The following is a 22,237-nucleotide window of genomic DNA, read 5'->3' on the forward strand; positions in this document are numbered from 1 at the left end:
CGCCATCGTAGAACGCACTGTCAAAGAATACATTTATTATTATAACAATATTCGAATTCAAACGAAACTAAACAGCCGATCACCGATAAACTATCGGCAATTGGCTGTTTGAAAGGTGTTTTGATCCCTGTCTCAAAAACGGGGGTCAGTCCCACCGTTCGCGGCTTTTCATTACCATCGCTTAATAAAATTTTGGGTGTAATATTTCCGGTCTACTCCGACACCTAGATGCGTATAATCGGAATTTAGAAGCGCTTTTCGATGGCCTTCACTATTAAGCCAGCCTTCTACAGCGGCCGGACCGTCCACATAATTGTATGCGATGTTTTCTCCCGCTTGCTGAAAGTCAACATCCCCTTCTTCTAAGCGGTCTTTCAGCGTCCCGTATTTTTTAGAAACATGGGAGAAATAGTTATTGTCCTTCATATCCTTGCTATGTCCAAAAGCTACTTCCGCCGTCGGCTGGTCCCACTCAAGCTTCGCAAGTCCATACTTGACACGTATGACATTCGTCAAATCAAATATTTGCTTTTCGCTCGTCGTTTGGATCTTTTCCCACTTATCATCTGAAACATCTTTGGATTTCATTAATTCACCGCGGTACACAACCTCATAAGGTCTTTGCTTTACAAAGGCTTGCGCATCAAACGCCCTGATGCTGGATAGCTTCCCCTCAAATTTGTCCATATACAGCTGGACATACATCTTTCCTACCTTCACAGTCGGTCTGGTATTGATATCCTCTTCAGAAAACTCAAATCGATAGGAATTTCCTTTATACTCTACATTCACAAACGGCGCCACCTGGGTCGTCTTGAATACTTCTCCGGTTGATTCGCCAATTTTGAAAGGCTTTGCGTTAATATCATTCCCAGCTGCAAATAATGTGACCACTTTATTATTTAATACTCCGATTTGGATATATTGGTCCTTTCCTTGATTGTAAACCCACCAATCGTAATCATATGCGGAAGGGTCAATGCGTTCAGGTTTCCCAAGCTTTTTTGTTACATCATCGGCGGACTTGCCCATAAAGGACAATAACCCTGAAGTCGGCATATGTATTCGTTTGCCGCTTTGCGCTTCCTCGTTAGACACTTGAGGCTCGCTGTCATTGGATTTTTTTTCAGGAACAGATCCGTATTGAATAAACAGAACATAAGTTCCGCAGATAATCAAGAGGATAACCAGTGCTCTCAATATATTTTTCAATCTATCACCCCCGTGCGATCACGTGTCTTGCCTTACATCTCATTACAATACAGCCTATTTAACATGTCAAAGATTTATGTGTTAATGAAAAAAGCCTTCTTCTCTGTCATCACCCTCGGAAATATCCGATAAGGCGCTGCCGGCACGTTCATTCGTTTGCTCAGATAAAGAAAGATCACCAAGCGTGACGATTCCAGTCAGCTTTTTGTTTTTTGTAACGGGTATCCTTCTGAGCTGATGTGATGCCATCAAATGAAGAACCTCATCGACTGAAGCATCTTCCTCCACACTGACAGGTTTTTCGGTCATCGCGTCAGTGATTTTTTGCGAATTCGGTTTTTTTATAGCGATACCTCTTAACACGAGATCCCGGTCGGTCACGATGCCAACGAGGGTTTCTCCATCCTCATCTACTACCGGAACCGCACCTATATTCGCGTCCTTCATCTTTACTGCAGCTTCATATACATTATCTAATACCGTGCAATATTGCAAGTCGGCTGTCATCAGATCTTTTATTTTTGTCATCTGTATAGCCCTCCTTTAGTCTAGTGCTATTTTCGTCAAAATTTATTTTTTGCATACTTTCAAAAGAAGAAGATTCATTGAAAGTTTAACGCTTTCATACTATGATTGTCAGGAAAGGTAATTTTTATAAGGAGGGGTCAGTGTTGAAGTTTACTGAAAGCGGGCTTGAAGGAGTAAAGGCTGAGCTCAGCTGGCTAGACGACTTGATGGAAAGCAAAGGTCTCATCAGAGCGGGTCAATGGGATTACGAAAGAGTCACCTATGACAGAAAGTTTTCGACGATTGAGGGTACGTTTTACCTGCGGATACCAGGCATTGCGGCTAAGGGCGATGTTGGAAGCGGCCGCGCCGTGATTCAATTAATGCCCCCTCTCTTAGGCAAGCATTACTACCCGCACGGAGTAGAATATGGAGAAACGGAAGAGTTTCCCGTACAGGTTGTAACAAAAAGCAAGGCACTGATTCAGGACATATCCGACATGTTAAAAACAGTTCAAATGTAATGAAAAGGAACAGCATCTTCTGCTGTTCCTGTCAGATTGGTTGACAAAATGCAAAACGGTTTTGATTTTAGCATTTTGTCATCTTTTCAGCGTGATTGAAAACCTTTGAAGTCTAGGAAAGGCGAGCATTGGAGCGGAGCGAATGTTTTCATTCGTGAGCGCCAACGCGCAGACTTGACAACGAATGCGAGGGTTTGTCGACACGCTGAAAAGGTACAGCATCTTCTGCTGTACCTTTTATGATATCGTCTGTTGAATATACGGCGGTTCCTCCTGCCCGTCCTTTTCTCTTTCTTTCTTCACCCATTGAAAAAAAACAAGCGCCAAAAAAGTGCCGTACACAATTTCCTGGATGATTTTCATCATGACTGCTCCGAGCTGCTGATCCTCCAACAAAGGCAGTGTATTGAACATCTCCGGTCCTGTTAATGGGACCTGCCCCATCATATCCGCAGGCACACAAAGCTTCATTGCCTCAGCCCATGCAGACGGGTCTGTATAGGTCGCGTATAACGGCGCGCCGCTGAACATGATCAGCGCGCAAGCAGGCGTGAGCAGCATACCGTCCGCCATAATATATCCCAGCTTCATCAAGCCGCTGAGCTGCCGGAGACGCTCTACCTTATGAACAAGCGGCCACCACATCAAAAACGCCAGTACAAAGATGAGCCAAGTCATTAATGTATGATAAAACGGATCCGTTTTGACAGTATCAAATATAAGCGGAACATGATATAACGAAAAAATGCCGTTAAACAAAAGCAAAGCAATTAAAGGTGTCGAAAAGAATGAAAAAACCGGTTTAATGGCGGGCTTGAAAATGATTTTTTCCCAAAGCCATGCAGGAATTCCCGCAATCAATAGCGGCGGGACGACCAAATACAGGACAGCCATCTGAATCATATGCGCGCTGAACATAATATGTCCGAGCAGGTCAACCGGGCTTCCCTCAGCTGCATATAAAAACAGCATCGCCGACAGAAAGCACACCATCTCTTTACCTGTTATCCGTTCAGGCTTTGAAGACATTCGCCAGTAAAAATAGAGATAAAGCACCGTAATACCCAACAGGATACAAAAAAGATAAGGGCTCCACATCGCGCGAAACCCAAACACGTCTAACTGATTCATTTCTTCACCTCCGGCAGCTGTTCAAATTACCACCATATAATTGTGACAAACGCAAGCACCGTAATAAACGCGACAAACATGCCTGAATACAAAAACAGTGCCGGCGCCTCATGCCCTTTTTGATTCATATGCATGAAATAATACAGTTGGAAGATGACTTGAATTGCAGCAAGCAGAATAATGAAAGGAATCGTAAACCAGCTGGCGACACCGTCCGTTGCCACAGTCAGAAAGGCAACAATCGTTAGTCCAATCATTAAGCCAAAAGACAGAACCTGATATTTCATCTCCTGAGCATGCTTCTTTTTCTTAAATTCAAGATCGCTGTTGATATGCCCCCTGCTTTTTTTACCGACCATGTTTATCCCACCATCCCCATTAAATATACAACGGTAAAGATAAAGACCCACACGACATCAATAAAGTGCCAATAAAGACTGGCAACATAAAACTTAGGCGCCGTATACAGATTCAGTCCCCTTTTGGCATTGCGTATCATCAGCGTGCTGATCCACATAAGCCCAAATGCCACGTGGGCGCCGTGTGTACCGACGAGCGTGTAAAACGCGGAACCGAGTGCAGAGCTTGTGATAGTAAAGCCAAACTCATGGGTGTAATGCTTAAACTCATAAATCTCCAATGCTAAAAAGCCCGCCCCCAATAAGATCGTAATCCCCAGCCATAGCTGCATTTTGCCGAAGGAAAAGTTCTTCATGTGGTACATCGCATACACACTCGTTAAACTGCTTGTTAATAAAAGCATTGTGGCGATAAACACAAGCGTCACATCAAACATTTCCGTCGTAGGCGGGTCACCGGCGTTTGAATTCCGGAGTGCGAGAAACGTTGCGAAGAGAGACGCGAACAGAACTGTCTCTCCTCCAAGGAAAAGCCAAAAGCCTAAAAATTTATTTTTCCCTTCCAGTGTTACTTTTTCGGGAGAAGCTGGAAAGGTTTCTGCGGTGAATTTTTCTTCGATTTGCATTATGCCTTCACCCCTTTATCATCGTTCGGCAGTTCTTCTTTATGAATATGATAGCCGTGATCATCAATGACTGAGCGAAGCAGCATCGTAATAAATGTGATACCGAGTCCGATAAAGATCACCGGCAGGCCCCAAGCGTGATCGGTTCTGTACATCAGCCCGAACGCTGCGACAAAGAGGCCGAAAGAAATAATGAGCGGCAGGATTGAGCCGTTCGGCATATGAATATCATCAACCGGTTCAGCCGGCGTCATTGAGCTGTGTCCTGCCTGCTTCTCAATCCAAAGCGGATCAAGCCCTCTGACAAAAGGAAGCTGTTTAAAATTATACTCAGGCGGCGGTGAAGAAACAGTCCATTCAAGCGTACGTCCGTCCTGCCATGGATCGGCTCCGACATATTCTCCTTTTACCGATGTCCAGATGACATTGACCAGCAGAAGAATAACTGCAGCCGCCATAAAAAACGCCCCGATTGTACTGATCAAGTTGCCGGTTTCAAGACCCTGGCCTGGTAAGAACGTATAAACCCGGCGCGGCATACCCATTAAACCGACAAAATGCTGAATGAAAAACGTAAGGTGAAAGCCGATAAAAAACAATACAAATGAAATTTTCCCCATCGTCTCATGCAGAATTTTACCAAACATTTTCGGCCACCAGAAATGAACACCGGCTAAAAGGCCGAATACCACGCCGCCAATAATGACATAGTGGAAATGCGCCACCACAAAATACGTATCATGGAACTGATAATCAGCAGCAGCCGCTGCCAGCATGACTCCCGTCACACCGCCGAGCACGAAGGACGGTATAAATGAGACGGCATACAGCATAGCGGTCGTATACTTTACATTTCCTCCCCAAATCGTCAAAAGCCAGTTGAAAATTTTAATCCCGGTCGGAATCGCGATAGCCATTGTGGCAACCGCAAAAATCGCATTTGCAATCGGTCCGAGACCTGTTGTAAACATGTGATGGACCCAAACCATAAAACCTAGAAAGCCAATGAGCACGATGGCAAAAACCATTGATGAATACCCAAACAAACGCTTTCTGGCGAACACAGGGATGACCTCTGAAAAAATACCGAATGCAGGCAAAATCAGGATATAAACCTCCGGGTGGCCAAAGATCCAAAATAAATGCTCCCAAATGACCGTATTCCCGCCAAGCTCTGGATTAAAGAAATTGGTGCCGAACAGCCGATCCAGCATCATCAGAGCCAATCCGGCCGTAAGCGGCGGAAAGGCAAACAAAATCAATGCCGAAGCCACAAATGTCGTCCATGTAAACAAAGGCAGCCTCATGTACGTCATGCCGGGCGCCCTCATGTTGATAATCGTGGCCAAAAAGTTAATCCCGGCTATCAGCGTCCCGAGCCCCGATATTTGCAGTCCGAGGACGAAAAAGTCTATGCCGTGCCCTTCAGAATGAAGCGAAAGTGAGGCGTATGACGTCCAGCCCGCATCTGGCGCTCCGCCCAAAAACCAGCTTAGATTTAAGAAGATGCCCCCGAAAAAGAAGAGCCAAAAACCGAGTGAGTTTAAAAATGGAAACGAAACGTCACGAGCCCCAATCTGCAAAGGCACGACCGCATTCATCAAGGCAAATAAAAGCGGCATCGCAGCCAGAAAGATCATCGTCGTCCCGTGCATTGTCATGACTTCATTGTACGCTTGAGCACTGAGAAAAGCATTTTCCGGCTTTGCAAGCTGAATTCTGATAAACATCGCTTCAATTCCGCCGACAAGAAAGAAGAATCCCCCGGCGATTAAGTAAAGAACCGCGATTTTTTTATGGTCCACCGTCGTCAAATAATCCCAAAGTATAGATCCGCGCGTCCGCTTTTCTGTAAGCGTGTTCAACATATGCGACCTCCCCTAATATCTCCCTTTCTTTCCTACTTGCTTTCCGTTTTTAAGCCTTTTAAGTATTCATAAAGCGCATCTGTTTCACTGTCTGAGAGCTTCGGATATGTTCCAGTCATTTTGTTCCCCGGTTTTATGCTCTCAGGATCCTTCAGCCAATCCTTCACATTTTCTTCGTTAGCGTCTTTCACCCCTGCCACTTTTGCCCTTTCACCGAAGGTCGCTAAGTTGGGGGCCGTTCTTGCTGCTTCTGCCCGCTTATCATTCGGCTCGACTGCATGGCAGCTCAGGCAGTTCTTCTCTTTAAAGAGTTCTTCGCCCTGCTTAGCCAAATCACTCTCTGCTGAAGACTTATAGTTTTTCATTTCTTTTGTCCAGCCCTGAAATTCTTTTGCAGACATCGTCTTTACCTTAAAATCCATCAGCGCGTGTGAAGGGCCGCAAAGCTCTGCACACTTTCCAAAAAACATATCTCCTGCCTCTTTGCTTCGTTTTGAATCAAATGTCAGGAAAAACTTATTTTCATTATCCGTATTCGTATCAAGTTTTCCTCCAACTGAAGGAATCCAGAAGGAATGTTTTACATCTGAGGCTTTTAAATTAAAATACACACGCTGGTCTGTCGGCACAATCAGCTCCTGACTTGTGATAATCCCGTAATCAGGGTATTCAAACTCCCACCAATATAAATTTGCCCGGACATTGACTACAAGAGCATCCTCAGCTTTGCGGCTTTTCTTATCCATTGGTGATGTATCTGCTAGCTCTAGCGTATATAGCACGACAGGGATCACAAGAATAATGAGCAGCAAAATCGGGATCACGGTCCATGTGATTTCTAAAAATTTGTTCCCCTCTACCTGTTTCGGTATCGTATTCTCACCGACCCGTGATCTTCTGAATCTCACAATCACATAAAAGAAGATAACAGATACTACTGCAACAACAACCACCATAATCAATGTACTGAGCACTGTCAGGTCATACTGTTTATCAGCCACCTCGCCAGCAGGCTTGAGCGTGGATAAAAAAGGTTTTCCACATCCGCTTAATAGAAGCGGCACTAAGGCTAATAATGAAATAAGACGCCAATGCTTTACCATTTCACCCAACCCCTTTTCTGGTCAATACAAAGGCGGAGAGCAGATCGAAATTCGTCGCAATCCAGCCTATCACCAATAAAGCACTTACATTTCCACTTCTCTTAAAATATGATTTTTTTGACTCAAAATGCCATCTATGTATAAAAGTAAAGCCGCCTGATTAAACAAAAGGTCAAGGCGGCATTTACTAGTTGTCATCGATTATTTTGAAGCGATAAAACAAGCAATGTATCTATTTTTTAAAAAAGAGTCAAGACAACCATGGCAACGAAATAGATTGTCATGTAATTGAGCGAGTAAATGAACATCTGCGTTGCCCACTTCATGATATTTTTGGTGCGGAGGCCCATCAAGCCGAGAATCAGCCAGCCGATATTTAACAGCAAGCCGAGAATGACAATCGGCAGGCCCAAGCTTCCAAGGAAAAACGGAAGCGGCATCAAGCACGCAACCCACAAAATAATTTGTCTTTTTGTCACTTCAAATCCGTATACGACAGGAAGCATCGGAATATTTGCAGCTCTGTAATCCTCAGTTTTCTTAATAGCCAATGCTAAAAAATGAGGGATCTGCCAAATAAATAAAATCATGAATAATACCCATGCCACGACACCGATATGCCCTTCCACTGCCGTCCATCCAATAAGCGGCGGAACAGCACCGGAAACACTTCCTACTACTGTGTTAATCGTATAGCGGCGTTTCGTCCACATTGTGTACAATACAACATACGTAAAGACTCCGATAAAACCGATAACAGCAGCCATGACAGTTGTCATCAGCAGCATGATCAATCCTAAAGCAACCAGCAAAATTCCGGACCATAACGCCTGATTCGGCTGAATTTTACCCGTAACCGTCGGTCTTACTTTCGTGCGCTCCATCAGATGATCGATATCCCGGTCATACCAGTTATTGATCGCGCAAGAGCCCGCAATAATCAGAGATGACCCGATTAATGTAAGAAGAACGGTGTTTATATTGCCTAAAAAACTCAAACCGGAAATATGCAGTGCAAGCCACATTCCAGTAAAAGTCGTGATGAGATTGGAATTGACGATCCCTATTTTAATAAGGGACAGAAAATCTTTCCATGCCGTTGTTTCTTCAATTTGTCCGTCTATAGCTGTGTCATTTATGATTCTGGAGTTAGCCATAACGTAAACCTCCCTTACAAACCTAACGCAGGACAATAAAAAACCTGCAACTCTATCATACAAGATAACATCTTGTAAAAAAACATCCTATTAAATATTAAACGACAAACAGGAATTTATTTGTGAACTTTTTATGAATTTTACCAAAGATAAAGGCAATCGCGAAATCGGCAGTGCGTTTACCTTATTTCTATCAGACCCGGCATGAATAATCAAGTGTACATTTTCCGGAAGCCGCCATTCTATTATATTTTTGTGAACAAAAGGCTCTAAGAATTGCCTCTAAACACATATTCGCTTACACTTGGAACGTATATAAAATCGCAGCAGTATGTTAAGAAGGTGAATATTAAATGAATAAAGCATTAAAAGCTCTCGGTGTTCTGACAACATTTGTCATGCTTATTGTTTTAATCGGGGGAGCCCTCGTTACAAAAACAGGTTCCGGCCAAGGATGCGGCAGACAGTGGCCGCTGTGTCACGGCCGTTTTTTCCCTGAAATGAATCCGGCTTCAATTATTGAATGGAGCCACAGATTCGCAAGCGGGATCTCTATTATCCTTGTGTTAAGCCTTGCGTTTTGGTCATGGAGAAAAATCACGCCGATTTTCCGTGAAACAACGTTTCTCGCGATCATGTCTATTATCTTTTTATTTCTCCAGGCACTGCTTGGCGCATTGGCTGTCGTATTCGGTTCAAACGCGCTGATTATGGCGCTTCACTTCGGCATCTCATTGATATCTTTTGCTTCAGTGCTTATTTTGACGTTGCTTATATTTGAAGCTGACAAATCAGTTAGAAAACTGGTTAAACCGCTTAAAATCGGAAAAAGAATGCAATTTCACATGATAGGAATATTAATATATACCTATATCGTTGTGTATACAGGCGCATATGTAAGACATACAGAATCAAGCCTGGCATGTCCTGATGTGCCGCTGTGCAGTCCGCTGAACAATGGACTTCCGACTCAATTCCCTGAATGGGTGCAAATGGGCCACAGAACAGCAGCATTGCTCTTGTTTGTATGGATTATTGTGGCCGCTGTTCATGCTATTACTTCCTATAAAGATCAAAAGCAGATCTTTTGGGGCTGGATCTCATGTCTTATTTTTATTACATTACAGGCACTGTCCGGTATTATGATCGTGTATACTGAACTGGCTCTGGGCTTTGCTCTTGCCCACTCGTTCTTTATTGCCTGCCTGTTTGGCGTTCTATGCTATTTCATATTATTGATTGCACGGTTCCGTTATGAATCCAGACAATCATAAAGATTTCAGACCAAAGCTTCCAGTGCTTTGGTCTTTTTTATGTCATATTTTTTGCCGTTTCATATGCATGCACCCAGTGTCTTTTGCTGGACTGCACAAGATGTTTCAGCACCCGTTCGCCCTGATTTGATAACGACTGATTTCTAATCATCTGTGTCGAACATAAAAAATGAGGATCGATCTCGATCATTTTCGGCTTTTCAGCCTTTGACCATGATCTAAAATATGGCGTAAACACCTTATACATACTGCCATCTTGTTTCACAATGTCATCCGCACCGTGAATATGTGCATCTGTCCACTGCGAAGGATAAATCCCGTTTTTTCTTAAAAACGCTGATACTTCATGATCCCGCTGCGCTCCGTATCCTGCGTCATCCTGATTATAAAAAATCGCATCAATTTCATATGCATCCATCAGCCATCGAAACATATGTATCGCTTCAAGATAAAAGATGTGCAGATAGAGTCCCTTTTGTCGCGCTTCATGTGTAAAAACAGATAGTGTCTTAAAAAAATATTCTGGCTCATATCATACTTCATATCTACAAAGTGAGGATCGATCTGAAAGATCGGAAGCAGACCAGCCTGTTTTTGTTTTGAATAGGAAATAGCTTTTCACAGTGCTGTATTGTCTTCAAGCCTTAAATCTCTTCTAAACCACACAATGACAACTTTCATTTGTTTCACTCCGCTTTTTTCTAAAAAACAAGAGTGTATATCAAATGATATACACTCCGGTTTATTATGCTTTTTCAATTTCGATAAGCAGATCTCCCGTTTGGATCGGCTCGCCATTTTTCACATGAACCTGCTTGATTGTTCCTGAGAAAGGCGCCTGAACCGTTGTTTCCATTTTCATCGCTTCATTGATCATCAAGTGATCACCTTTGTTGACTTTTGCACCTGCCTCAGTCAATACCTTAATAACCGTTCCAGGCATGGAGGCTGCGATGTGGGTTGGGTTTGTCCGGTCCGCTTTCAGCTTTTCCTGAACGGAAGACTTAATGCTTTCATCTTTAATGACAACTTCACGCGGCTGCCCGTTCAGTTCGAAATAAAGGACACGAGTGGCATCAGGCTGAGGCTCGCCGATTGAAATCAGCTTAACGATCAGCGTTTTTCCGCGCTCAATTTCCACTTCTATTTCTTCACCCAATGTCATGCCATAGAAGAATGTCGGTGTATCTAATACCGAAATGTCTCCATAGCTTTCTGCCGTTTTCACATAATCAGAGAAGACTTTAGGATAAAGGGCATACGCAATAGTATCTTGATCTGAAATCTCCAAGTTATGCTGCTCTTTAAATTCCTGTTTGATCGCTTCAAATGATACCGGCTCAAGCAGTTCTCCAGGTCTGACCGTAATTGGCTCCTGTCCTTTTAAGATCAGCTTTTGGAGTTTTTGCGGGAATCCACCATGAGGCTGGCCGATATTTCCTTTGAATAGCTCAACAACTGAATCAGGGAAATCCAATGATTCGCCTTTTTCGTACACGTCCTTTTCAGTCAAGTTGTTTTGTACCATGTAGAGCGCCATATCTCCGACGACTTTTGAGGAAGGCGTGACCTTCACGACATCGCCGAACATATCGTTGACGCGTCTGTACATTTCTTTGACTTCATTCCAGCGGTCACCCAGGCCTACTCCCTTGGCCTGCTGCTGCAGATTGCTGTATTGGCCTCCAGGCATTTCGTGTTCATAAATTTCAGTATGCGGTGACTTCATTCCGCTTTCAAATTCGCTATAGTATTTACGCACTGACTCCCAATATTGGGACAGCATTTCAACACCTTGGACATTCATTTCCGGGCGGCGGGCGTTGCCTTCCATCGCATGATAAAATCCGCTCGCACTAGGCTGAGACGTTAACCCCGCCATTGCGCTGACCGCCACGTCTATGATATCAACGCCTGCTTCAACAGCTTTTGCATACATATAAATACCGTTTCCGCTCGTATCATGCGTATGCAGGTGAACCGGAATGTCGATCGTCTCTTTCAATGCAGAAACGAGTTCATATGCAGCCTGCGGTTTTAACAGCCCTGCCATATCTTTAATTCCGAGAATATGGGCTCCGGCAGCCTCAAGCTCCTTCGCCATCGACGTATAATAAGCAAGATCATATTTCGTGCGATTCTTGTCAAGGATATCACCTGTGTAACAAATCGCAGCTTCTGCCACTTTGCCGGTATCCCGAACAGCATCAATGGCTAATGTCATCCCTTTTACCCAGTTTAAGCTGTCGAATATACGGAACACGTCAATACCGGATTGAGCGGATTGTTTCACAAATTCTTTAATCACATTGTCCGGATAATTCGTATAGCCGACTGCGTTTGATGAACGAAGCAGCATCTGGAATAAGGTATTCGGCACTTCCTTTCGAAGGTCCTCCAAACGCTTCCACGGATCTTCTTTGAGGAATCGGTAGGCTACATCGAAGGTCGCGCCTCCCCACATTTCCATGCTGAATAGCTCAGGCCATAAAGCAGCCGTCGGATTCGCGATTTTTTTCAAATCATGTGATCTGAATCTTGTTGCCAATAAGGATTGGTGTGCATCCCTGAATGTTGTATCAGTTAAAAGGACAGATTTCTGTTCCTTCACCCATTTCGCAAGACCTTCAGCACCTTTTTCATCAAGGATTTGCTTTGTTCCTCTTGCAGGCTCCAGATCAGCGTCGGCTTTTACGTGTATCGGCTTGTCAAACGCCGGTTTTTCTTTTTTCCCGATTCCAGGGAACCCGTTCACTGTCACATTGCCGATGTACGTGAGCATTTTCGTGCCGCGGTCTTTCTGTTTAGGGAAAATAAATAGCTCAGGTGTTGTATCAATGAAGGACGTATCATATTGTCCTGTCAGGAATTTATCATGTTTTGCAACGTTCTCAAGGAACGGAATATTTGTTTTAATGCCTCTGATTCTAAACTCCTGAAGGTTTCGGACCATTTTGGCCGCCGCCTGTTCAAATGTTAAAGCCCAAGTTGAAAGCTTAACGAGAAGTGAATCGTAATACGGGGTAATCACGGCGCCTTGGAAGCTGTTGCCGGTGTCTAGCCGGACACCAAAGCCGCCGCCAGAGCGGTAAGCCATAATTTTTCCTGTATCGGGCATGAAATCATTCTGCGGATCTTCAGTCGTTACCCGTGACTGAATTGCATAACCGATTGTAGAAATGTCCTTTTGCTGTGGAATATTTACTTTTTTGCTGTGAAGACTGTGTCCCTGGGCAACAAGGATCTGTGTTTGGACAATATCGACACCGGTAATCATTTCTGTAATTGTATGTTCAACTTGAACGCGCGGGTTTACTTCAATGAAATAGAACTCGTTGTTCGCGACAAGGAACTCAACCGTACCTGCGTTTATATAATCCACATTTTTGGCAAGCGCAACTGCCGCTTCGCAAATTCGATCTCTCAATTCAGGTGACAGCGAGACACTCGGCGCTACTTCGATTACTTTTTGATGGCGTCTTTGAACAGAACAATCCCTTTCAAAAAGATGAACCACGTTGCCCTGCTTGTCCCCAATGACTTGAACTTCAATGTGCTTAGGGTTTTCAATCAGTTTCTCTACATATACTTCGTCATTGCCAAAGGCTGCTTTTGCCTCTGATTTTGCACGATCATATGCTTCTTTTACTTCACTTTCACTTCTGACAATTCTCATGCCGCGTCCGCCGCCGCCAAGAGAAGCTTTAATAATCATCGGATAACCGTGCTTTTGTCCGAATTGTTCGACGGCTTCAAGCGTTTCTGCAGGACCATCGCTTCCCGGGATTACAGGAATTCCGGCTTTTTCTGCCTGTTCACGCGCTTTCACCTTATCACCAAACATATTTAAATGTTCAGAAGTAGGACCGATGAACACAATGCCTTCTTCTTCACAGCGTTTGGCGAAATGTATATTCTCAGATAAGAAACCGTATCCCGGATGGATTGCATCCACTTTGTTTCTTTTCGCAATATCAATGATCCCCTCAATATCCAGGTAAGCATCAATCGGTTTTTTTCCTTCGCCAACCAGGTACGCTTCATCTGCTTTATAACGATGATAGGAACCGGAATCTTCTTTTGAATAGACCGCAACTGTACGAATATTTAATTCTGTACAAGCACGGAATATACGGATTGCAATTTCTCCCCTGTTTGCTACTAACACTTTTTGTATAGATTGCTGTGACAAACTTTTTCCCCCTTACCCGAAATGGAATATAATCTATCATAAAGGAATATCCTTCCCATGTACACACTTGTTTTTTACAGATAAACAGTTTTTTCAAGCTGTTTCTTCTTCATTCCCTTTGACGCCACGGGCTCTTTCTTTTTCTTATTCTCTGAATATTTCACAAACATACTGATATTGGCTAATATTCCCATACTCGCCAACAGCAGCACTAAAGAAGACCCCCCGTAGCTGATAAACGGCAGCGTAACTCCTGTAATGGGAATTAATCCGCTGACACCGCCAAGGTTAACAAACGATTGGATGGCGATCATGCTTGAAATACCGATCGCTAGAAGACTTCCAAACGGGTCCTCGCATTTTCTGGCTATATAAAAGCCTTTTATGACGATAAACCCTAATAGAATAATCACAAACAATACCCCAAAAATACCAAGTTCTTCGGCAATGACAGCCATAATAAAGTCAGTATGCGATTCAGGAAGATAACCGTATTTTTGAATACTTTCACCTAGTCCCATACCGAAAATACCGCCTGATCCGATTGCATAATAGGAATTAATCACTTGCAGGCCAGATGAATCCGCATATTTAAACGGATCTTCAAGGCTCTCAAAACGATCTAAACGCTTTTCTGACAGGATCTTGTCCTTATTTAAATAAATAATCGGGCTGACCAGGAGTAAAACAATACCGCCCAGCAAAACAAGCCTTGCCAGAGTCTTTCCGCTGAAACCGGAACACAAAATCACGCATGCCGCAATTAATCCGATAATCGCAGCTGTACCGAAGTCAGGCTGCATAGCAATCAACCCGCAAAGAATGATTGTCATCACCACTGGAGGCGCAACCCCCGTTAACAGATGATCAATATAGCTTTGTTTTTTGGCGTATACGGCTGCAAGGTACAATATGACCACTAGCTTGACAAATTCGCCCGGCTGCATGCTCAATCCGCCAATTTTAAACCAGCTTTGCGCGTTTCCGGCAACATGTCCGAATACGAACAGCGAAATGAGCGCAAAAACAGAAACAAGCAGCATTCCCTTCTGAAACTTTTGGTGAGCCAATGCCTTGTAAGGAAACAAAGCCATGAGTATAAAAAGAGCGCCACCCGCAATTAAAGCAAACAGCTGCCGCATGAAGAAAAAATTACTGCTTACGTTATAACGAGAAACAGCCGTAATCATGCTTGAGCTGTATACCATCACTAAACCGAATCCGCATAATAAAATAATTGCGAATATCAGTGAGTAATCATAAGATTTCAGCATTTTTTTTAACATAACATCCTCTTCCCTGCTTCCAACTTCCATTATCTATGGTTTTTATGTATTGATCTTTTTTATTTTACTACAATTTATCAAACAAGATGAAGAATCTCTATACGATTCGGAAGGAATGTGTAAAAAAAGACCGTCTCCGAGAAGGTGGGAGAAAATGTGCGGTTATAAAAAAACCCAAACTGTTAACAAGTTTGAGTTTTATCATTTATTTACCTGTAAACGCGTCATGCAAAGCAGACAATTCGCGCTCCAATGTGTATAAAAGGTCTTTACCGTCTTTTTCATCAACCAATCCCAGGCGGACAGCAAAATCGATTTCCCTCGAAAGCCCGAACATTTGAGTATCTAATACCTCTTCATATAGAGGACATTGAGGCATCGTTAAGTTATCCATTTGTACTCGGATCAGCTTCAAAATCTTCTCAGCGTCAACTTTTAAGAGCTCAAAAGCTTTTTGCCGATGGTCAACTATCATCTCTGAAGCCAAAAGTATCCCTCCGTTCCCCAGGCGAGTACCTAATTCTTCTATTTATCATAAAGGGTATCAGCAGAAAATGCAAGAGGATTTAAGCAGATGACATAAATTAAAAAATACTCAGTTTGTACATTTCAGACATGATTTCCAAAAGCTTCACACCCGCAATGCTGTTCCCTTTTTCGTCCAATGCCGGGCCAAAAATACCAATCCCGAAATCGTATGGCGAAATGCCCATAATCCCTCCGGATACGCCGCTTTTCGCAGGAATTCCGACCTTAATTGCAAATTCGCCGCTTGCATTGTACATTCCGCACGTCACCATAAATGTTTTGCAAATTCTCGCAACATCTTTTGAGATAACTTGCTCCCCAGTCTCGGGGTGTCTGCCGTTCAGCGCAAATACAGATCCGATTTTCGCCAAGTCCAGACTGTTCATTTCAATCGCACATTGCTTCGTGTATAAATCCATTACCGCTTCTACATCATCTTCAAAAATCCTGTACTGTTTCATATAATAACACATTGCCCGATTAATCATCGACGTGCTGTATTCGGATTCAGCCACTTCCCGGCAGTATGTAATCTGTTGGTTGTTTGTCAGCTTTCTGATAAAAGAAAGTAAATAATCAAGTCTCTCTTTTACCGTTTTCCCTTTAATCAAGCTGGTCACTACCAACGCACCAGCATTGATCATAGGGTTTAACGGCTTGCTCGGATTCACTGTTTCAAGCTTGATAATTGAATTAAACGGATCACCAGTCGGCTCCTGTCCGACATAGCTGAAGACCTTATCCTTGCCGTATTCCATTAACACCAAAGCAAGCGAGAGCACTTTCGATATACTTTGAAGCGTAAATGTTTTTTCCACGTCACCCGCTGACAGACAAGTAGTATTGGAATAATAAATCGCCACTGACAGATCGTGTTGATCAGCTTTTGCCAAGGCAGGTATATAACTGGCTACCTCCCCCTTGTCCGTCATCTTTTTCGCTTCGTTCACTAAGGTTTCAAGCTCGTCATTATGCCGGCATACCATGCAACCACCCTCGCTCCCTGAGCATTTCAATACACATAATTTGTACACAAAGTGACAATTCATGCGAAAACTTTTATAATTTTGGGAGAAGGGGGTCATAACCATGAGTGTTATACAAGTAAAAGGCAATGTTACATATCCGATCACCATCGATCCGAGCGTATGGATTTTTGATGATCGCAAATTTTCGTTTGAACGCAAAGGGGGCAGTCAAGACATACATTTACAATCAGTCGGGGATGAATCCGCTCTTGACCCTGAACGCGTGATCAGAGAGGGCCGGATTGCACCGCCGACATTAAAGACGGAAAAACAATACGAGAAGCAAAAACTGATGAACGGCAGTTTTGCCATGAAACTTGGGACTGTCCTGAAAAATGCTGAGCCTCTCAGCTCCGCGACACAATGCGTATTTGTCACAAGTTCGAAAAAGACCGCCGTTCCTCTGGAAACCGCACTGAACAGTATTGTCCATTTCAGTGAGGCAGGCAAGCCAATCCAAGAAGGCGGCCCCGTTCATATTTATTTTGAAGATCCAGTTGATCACGATCAGCCGATCACCGATATAATAGAAATTGAAATCATGTAACATTACAGCAAGTCAGCGGCAAGCTGGGCGAGACCTGATCTTTCACCTTTTAACAGCTTCACGCTGCCTGAGATGGGTTGTCCTTTAAACCGCTCAACCACGTAGGCTAAACCATTGTTCAGACTGTCTAAATATGGGTGATCAATTTGTTCTGGATCGCCCATTAAGACAATTTTACTGCCCTCACCGACTCTCGTCAGCAGCGTTTTCACCTCATGCCTGGTCAAATTTTGAGCCTCATCAATAATAATAAATTGATCCGGAATGCTTCTCCCCCTGATATAAGTCAGCGCTTCCACCTGAATTGAGCCAATACCCGCCAGAATGGCCTCAAGCTCCCCCGGTTTTTTCGCATTAAACAGAAACTCCAAGTTGTCAAAAATCGGCTGCATCCAAGGCTTTAGCTTTTCCTCTTTTTCGCCGGGCAAATATCCAATATCCTTGCCAACAGGAACAATCGGCCTTGCGACGATCAATTTTTTATATATTCCCAAGTCTTCTGTCTGTAATAGCCCCGCCGCCAATGCTAAAAGCGTTTTGCCGGTTCCTGCTTTTCCGATTAGGGTGACGAGCGGAATATCTTCACGCAGCAAAAGCTCTAATGCCATTGTCTGCTGTACATTTTTCGGCCTGATTCCCCATACATGTTCATCGTCAAAAACAAGCCTTTTTAAGACCGTGCCTGTTTTATCCGCCATTCCGACGGCTGAAGAGGATCCTCCCAGCTCATCTTTCATTAATGCGAATTGATTCGGATAAAATGTGTGCTGTTTCATTTCATTTACTGTAATTTGATTTTTCCCATAAAAAGAGCTGAACAGCTGCTGGCTGATATATAAATCCTTATAGCCGTTGTACATTTCATCATTGTCCACAACCCGGTCATTTAAGAAATCTTCAGCATGCAGTCCGATCGCGTCCGCTTTCACTCTGACCAATACATCCTTGCTGACGAGAATAACCGGCCTGCCATCTTCCTTCGTTTCTTCCTCGAGGCTTAAATTTTTCGCAACAGCCAATATACGATTATCGTTCGTTTTTTCAATAAAGATCTCTTGCAGCTGGTGAAACGAACGATGATTCAGTTCAATTCTCAGTGTACCGCCGGTGTCGAGCGGGACCTGCTCATGCAGCCTTCCCTTTTGCCTTAAAGCATCGATCAGCTTAGATACGTGCCTTGCATTCCTCCCAACTTCGTCCATATACCTTTTTTTCGAATCAACTTCTTCTAATACAACAGCAGGGATGACAACCTCATTTTCTTCAAAAGAAAATATCGCGTTAGGATCCTGTAATAACACATTCGTATCTAACACATAAATTTTACTCAAGTCTCAGCCTCCTGATATAAAGGTCAAAGTTCTTCCTGCTTCTCTTACGATAAAAAAGGTGAATGCCTGCTAAAATATATGTTTTTGTGAATAAAGATAGAAGGTTAATTCAACAATAAAATTAATGAATGCATTTCAAGGAGGGAACCCGCAAGTGCGAATTCTTTTCATTATGATACAGCTGACGCTTATCCTGTCCGCATGTGCCTACCAACAAGGAAACCAGGATCAGAATGTTGAAAAAGAATCAACAAGGCAGCAGGAAACCAAACCGATTCACGTAAAGGACACAACTCAGGAGACAAAAGACAATGGGACAAGAGCGGATATTGCGAAGCATCTTGTCAGCGTTGCTGAAAAAATCCCCGATGTTAAGGATGCAACAGCCGTTGTGCTGGGAGGTTATGCCGTTGTAGGGATTGATGTCGATGATACTTTGGACAGAAGCAAAGTGGAAACCATTAAATATTCTGTAGCACAGGCTCTGAAAGATGATCGACACGGTGCAAACGCAGTTGTCATTGCTGACCCGGATACGGTCAGCCGCCTGAATGAAATGAGCAGAGAAATCAGTGAAGGCCGGCCGGTGACAGGCATATTAGATGAATTGGCTGCAATTGTCGGCCGAGTGCTTCCGGAAGTGCCTAACGATGTGATTGACGATGAAGATGAGCCGCAAACAAAGCAGCAAAATGACCAATTAAACAGAAAGCAGCAGCAGGAATTGGAACAGGAGCAAAACGATCAATCTGATCATCATATGAAAAAATAATAATCATGAAAAAGCTATAGCCTCGCGCTTTAGCTTTTTCTTACTTTGGACAGCTTCTGATCCGTGCTATAATACATGTTAGTGAAAGAGGTGATATGATGAGGGTCCAATGTTCTATTTGCGATAAAATTGAAACAATTGATGATGATACCCTGATCGCGAAACGGCTTCGAAACCGCCCGATCCATACATATATGTGCCAGGAATGCCACGATCGGATTACCCAAAAAACAGAAGAACGGCTGAAAACGGGAAAATTCGCATTTCACCCGGGACAGCAGAAGAAAGAAAAAGTCAAAAAATAAAGCGGCAGCTTTACCATACAGAACAAAAAGACTCAGCTTCTCAGCTGAGTCTTTAAGCGTGTCGACAAACCCTCGCATTCGTTTTCAGGCCTGTGCGTCGGTGCTCACGAATTCCAACATTCGCTGTGCTCCGATGCTCGTCCTTTCTAGACTTCAAGGGTTTTCAATCACGCTGAATAGATGACAAAATAAAAAGACTCAGCTCTTCAGCTGAGTCTTTTATGATTTTGCAGACTGTCCTTTTTTCGACTGATACAGCCGAATTTTGTAAAAGATTAAAATCAGCGCAGCGACGACCAATCCCTCTGCCACAGGCAAAAACACTCCTAAAAAGGTTAAAACAGTGCAGCCCAAAGCCAGAAATACATACACCACTGCTGATTTTAATACCGGAAGCCGTTTAGCAAATCCAAGCTTAAATACAATAACGGCCAAAACAAAAATCGTGCCGTACAGCAGCCACATGCCTGCCGCAGGCTGCCGGTCTACTTGATATAGAGCGGCGAAGAACGACAGGCGTTCGCTTACGTCATTCAAAAAGATTCCCTCCCCTGTAAACGTACGGGTTCTATCTTTTCAAATTCTGCAAGAGATTAAGACAATCCTGCTGTTTTTTTCTTTTTAGCCGCTTTTTCACGTTCGTTTTTATTGAGGATTTTCTTTCTTAAACGGATGGATTCAGGCGTTACTTCACAGTATTCATCTTCGTTTAAGTACTCTAGAGACTCCTCAAGAGACATGATGCGCGCTTTTTTAATTGTAGTTGTCTGATCCTTTGTCGCAGAGCGGACGTTCGTCTGCTGTTTCATTTTGCTGACGTTAACAACAAGGTCGTTGTCACGGTTATGCTCTCCAACAATCATTCCTTCGTATACTTCAGTACCTGGCTCAACGAAGATGACACCGCGGTCTTCAATTCCTTGAATACCATAAGATGTCGCTTTTCCGTTTTCCATTGACACAAGTACTCCTTGACGGCGGCCGCCGACTTGGCCCGCCTGCATCGGCTGGTAGCTGTCAAACGTATGGTTGAGAATACCAAAGCCGCGTGTTAATGATAAGAACTCTGTGGAGTATCCGATCAGTCCGCGGGAAGGAACTGTAAAGATAAGACGGACTTGGCCGTTACCATTGTTGATCATGTCAATCATTTCGCCTTTGCGGGCACCCATTGACTCCATGACAGAGCCTGTATGCTCTTCAGGAACATCGATTTGCACACGCTCAACAGGCTCACAGCGTACACCGTCGATTTCTTTGATGATAACTTCAGGTTTTGAAACTTGAAGCTCATAACCTTCACGGCGCATATTTTCAATTAAAATTGACAAGTGAAGCTCACCGCGTCCGGAAACAACCCAAGCATCAGGAGAAGCTGTTGGCTCAACACGCAAGCTCACATCCGTCTGAAGCTGTGAATGAAGACGCTCTTCAATTTTGCGGGCCGTTACATATTTACCTTCACGACCTGCAAACGGACTGTTATTCACGACAAATGTCATTTGAAGTGTCGGTTCATCAATGCGAAGCACTGGAAGCGGATCTTGATGGTCTACAGGACAGACCGTTTCACCAACATTAATATCTTCCATGCCGGAAACCGCAACGAGGTCTCCCGCTTTTGCTTCTTCAATTTCCACCCGCTTTAAACCTTGGAAACCGAAAATTTTTGTTACACGGAATGACTTAGCCGTTCCGTCAAGCTTCATAAGAGAAACCTGCTGACCGACTTTCATCGTACCGCGGAATACGCGTCCGATTCCGATACGGCCTACATAATCATTGTAGTCAAGAAGGGCAACTTGGAACTGAAGCGGCTCTTCTGCATTTTCAACAGGTGCCGGAACATGCTTAATAATGGTTTCATATAAAGATTCCATGTTTTCATCCTGCTGTTTCGGATCAAGACTCGCTGTACCATTAATCGCTGAAGCATATACCACTGGGAATTCAAGCTGCTGTTCATTGGCATCAAGCTCAATGAACAGATCAAGAACCTCATCGATTACTTCCTCAGGACGAGCAAAGTCACGGTCAATTTTGTTGACAACAACAACCGGGTTCAGGTTTTGCTCAAGGGCTTTTTTCAGAACAAAACGAGTTTGAGGCATACAGCCTTCATATGCGTCAACGACAAGCAGTACGCCGTCAACCATTTTCATAATCCGTTCTACCTCTCCCCCAAAGTCTGCGTGTCCAGGGGTATCCAAAATATTGATGCGTGTATCTTTATAGTTAATCGCTGTATTTTTCGCCAAAATTGTAATGCCGCGTTCGCGTTCAAGATCATTAGAGTCCATTGCGCGTTCAGCAACCTGTTCGTTGGCACGGAACGTACCAGCTTGATGTAAAAGCTGATCAACTAGAGTCGTTTTTCCATGGTCAACGTGGGCAATAATCGCGATGTTGCGAAGATCGTTTCGAAGTTTCACTTTTTCATCTCCTAAAAAAATTAGATAACTTTCATATTATACCACACTTCCTCTT

Annotated in this window: 21 protein-coding genes and 1 pseudogene; 6 read left to right on the forward strand and 16 right to left on the reverse strand. The window is 43.6% G+C overall.

Going from position 1 to position 22,237, the window contains the following annotated elements; translation table 11 throughout:
- A partial coding sequence (locus ACY3LV_RS16390) for an IS3 family transposase (protein WP_464864204.1) occupies positions 1-112 on the forward strand: 112 nt, incomplete at its 5' end.
- Between the two features lie 59 nt (positions 113-171).
- On the opposite strand, the gene ACY3LV_RS16395 is transcribed toward ACY3LV_RS16390, so the two are convergent.
- Both ACY3LV_RS16395 and ACY3LV_RS16400 read right to left on the reverse strand, forming a co-directional pair.
- Complete coding sequence (locus tag ACY3LV_RS16395; protein WP_333517664.1) at positions 172-1,212, reverse strand: CAP domain-containing protein; 1,041 nt, start codon at positions 1,210-1,212, stop codon at positions 172-174.
- An 81-nt stretch (positions 1,213-1,293) separates the two neighbouring features.
- Positions 1,294-1,740: a CBS domain-containing protein gene (locus ACY3LV_RS16400; RefSeq protein ID WP_087992165.1), complete on the reverse strand. Its 447-nt coding sequence runs from the start codon at positions 1,738-1,740 to the stop codon at positions 1,294-1,296.
- Between the two features lie 140 nt (positions 1,741-1,880).
- Here ACY3LV_RS16400 and ACY3LV_RS16405 point away from each other — a divergent pair, with 140 nt between their 5' ends.
- Entirely contained in the window at positions 1,881-2,243 is a 363-nt protein-coding gene (locus ACY3LV_RS16405; RefSeq protein WP_464864183.1) for a YugN family protein, read from the forward strand.
- Positions 2,244-2,480: 237 nt separating this feature from the next.
- Here the strand turns inward: ACY3LV_RS16405 and ctaG are convergent, their stop codons facing one another.
- The 6 genes from ctaG to cyoE form a co-directional block, all read right to left on the reverse strand.
- Positions 2,481-3,374, reverse strand: a complete 894-nt coding sequence (gene ctaG, locus ACY3LV_RS16410; RefSeq protein WP_148961908.1) for a cytochrome c oxidase assembly factor CtaG — start codon at positions 3,372-3,374, stop codon at positions 2,481-2,483.
- Between the two features lie 26 nt (positions 3,375-3,400).
- The gene (gene ctaF, locus ACY3LV_RS16415) at positions 3,401-3,733 is read right to left on the reverse strand and encodes a cytochrome c oxidase subunit IVB (protein ID WP_087992168.1); all 333 of its coding nucleotides are present in this window, start codon (positions 3,731-3,733) and stop codon (positions 3,401-3,403) included.
- Positions 3,734-3,735: 2 nt separating this feature from the next.
- On the reverse strand, positions 3,736-4,359 hold the full coding sequence (gene ctaE / locus ACY3LV_RS16420; protein ID WP_003238746.1) for a cytochrome c oxidase subunit III: 624 nt from the start codon (positions 4,357-4,359) through the stop codon (positions 3,736-3,738).
- The gene (gene ctaD / locus ACY3LV_RS16425; protein WP_148961909.1) at positions 4,359-6,227 is read right to left on the reverse strand and encodes a cytochrome c oxidase subunit I; all 1,869 of its coding nucleotides are present in this window, start codon (positions 6,225-6,227) and stop codon (positions 4,359-4,361) included. Before ctaD ends, ctaE begins: the two co-directional genes overlap by 1 nt.
- A 32-nt stretch (positions 6,228-6,259) precedes the next feature.
- Complete coding sequence (coxB, locus tag ACY3LV_RS16430) at positions 6,260-7,330, reverse strand: cytochrome c oxidase subunit II (protein ID WP_148961910.1); 1,071 nt, start codon at positions 7,328-7,330, stop codon at positions 6,260-6,262.
- 239 nt (positions 7,331-7,569) lie between these two features.
- A complete protein-coding gene (gene cyoE, locus ACY3LV_RS16435) occupies positions 7,570-8,487 on the reverse strand; it encodes a heme o synthase (protein WP_464864184.1) in 918 nt (305 codons plus the stop codon).
- A gap of 353 nt (positions 8,488-8,840) precedes the next feature.
- On the opposite strand from cyoE, the gene ctaA reads away from it, so the two are divergent.
- On the forward strand, positions 8,841-9,761 hold the full coding sequence (ctaA, locus tag ACY3LV_RS16440; protein ID WP_148961911.1) for a heme A synthase CtaA: 921 nt from the start codon (positions 8,841-8,843) through the stop codon (positions 9,759-9,761).
- 37 nt (positions 9,762-9,798) lie between these two features.
- On the opposite strand, the pseudogene ACY3LV_RS16445 reads toward ctaA, so the two are convergent.
- From ACY3LV_RS16445 to glsA, 5 genes and pseudogenes are all read right to left on the reverse strand, one after another.
- Positions 9,799-10,266 (reverse strand): annotated as a pseudogene (locus tag ACY3LV_RS16445) (deoxyribodipyrimidine photo-lyase); the annotation flags it as partial.
- Positions 10,267-10,506: 240 nt separating this feature from the next.
- A complete protein-coding gene (pyc, locus tag ACY3LV_RS16450; RefSeq protein WP_464864185.1) occupies positions 10,507-13,953 on the reverse strand; it encodes a pyruvate carboxylase in 3,447 nt (1,148 codons plus the stop codon).
- A gap of 74 nt (positions 13,954-14,027) precedes the next feature.
- Positions 14,028-15,239 carry an FtsW/RodA/SpoVE family cell cycle protein gene (locus ACY3LV_RS16455; protein ID WP_464864186.1) on the reverse strand — a complete coding sequence of 404 codons (1,212 nt, stop codon included), beginning with the start codon at positions 15,237-15,239 and terminating at the stop codon, positions 14,028-14,030.
- A 205-nt stretch (positions 15,240-15,444) separates the two neighbouring features.
- On the reverse strand, positions 15,445-15,726 hold the full coding sequence (locus ACY3LV_RS16460) for an Fpa/YlaN family protein (protein WP_003221339.1): 282 nt from the start codon (positions 15,724-15,726) through the stop codon (positions 15,445-15,447).
- Positions 15,727-15,823: 97 nt separating this feature from the next.
- Positions 15,824-16,753: a glutaminase A gene (glsA, locus tag ACY3LV_RS16465; RefSeq protein ID WP_148961915.1), complete on the reverse strand. Its 930-nt coding sequence runs from the start codon at positions 16,751-16,753 to the stop codon at positions 15,824-15,826.
- A gap of 103 nt (positions 16,754-16,856) precedes the next feature.
- On the opposite strand from glsA, the gene ACY3LV_RS16470 reads away from it, so the two are divergent.
- Positions 16,857-17,342: a peptidyl-prolyl cis-trans isomerase gene (locus tag ACY3LV_RS16470; protein WP_333560485.1), complete on the forward strand. Its 486-nt coding sequence runs from the start codon at positions 16,857-16,859 to the stop codon at positions 17,340-17,342.
- Positions 17,343-17,344: 2 nt separating this feature from the next.
- Here ACY3LV_RS16470 and ACY3LV_RS16475 read toward each other — a convergent pair whose 3' ends face one another.
- Positions 17,345-18,673 (reverse strand): PhoH family protein, encoded by a 1,329-nt coding sequence (locus tag ACY3LV_RS16475; protein WP_333517674.1) that lies wholly within the window; start codon positions 18,671-18,673, stop codon positions 17,345-17,347.
- Between the two features lie 154 nt (positions 18,674-18,827).
- Between ACY3LV_RS16475 and ACY3LV_RS16480 the strand changes: the two genes are divergently transcribed.
- Complete coding sequence (locus tag ACY3LV_RS16480) at positions 18,828-19,445, forward strand: YhcN/YlaJ family sporulation lipoprotein (RefSeq protein WP_148961918.1); 618 nt, start codon at positions 18,828-18,830, stop codon at positions 19,443-19,445.
- 95 nt (positions 19,446-19,540) lie between these two features.
- Complete coding sequence (locus ACY3LV_RS16485) at positions 19,541-19,750, forward strand: YlaI family protein (protein WP_333560486.1); 210 nt, start codon at positions 19,541-19,543, stop codon at positions 19,748-19,750.
- A gap of 219 nt (positions 19,751-19,969) precedes the next feature.
- Here the strand turns inward: ACY3LV_RS16485 and ACY3LV_RS16490 are convergent, their stop codons facing one another.
- Positions 19,970-20,287 carry a YlaH-like family protein gene (locus ACY3LV_RS16490; RefSeq protein WP_333560487.1) on the reverse strand — a complete coding sequence of 106 codons (318 nt, stop codon included), beginning with the start codon at positions 20,285-20,287 and terminating at the stop codon, positions 19,970-19,972.
- Positions 20,288-20,343: 56 nt separating this feature from the next.
- Positions 20,344-22,182 carry a translational GTPase TypA gene (gene typA / locus ACY3LV_RS16495; protein ID WP_087992181.1) on the reverse strand — a complete coding sequence of 613 codons (1,839 nt, stop codon included), beginning with the start codon at positions 22,180-22,182 and terminating at the stop codon, positions 20,344-20,346.
- Between the last annotated feature and the right edge of the window lie 55 nt (positions 22,183-22,237).

The organism is Bacillus sp. 11C (assembly GCF_055486375.1).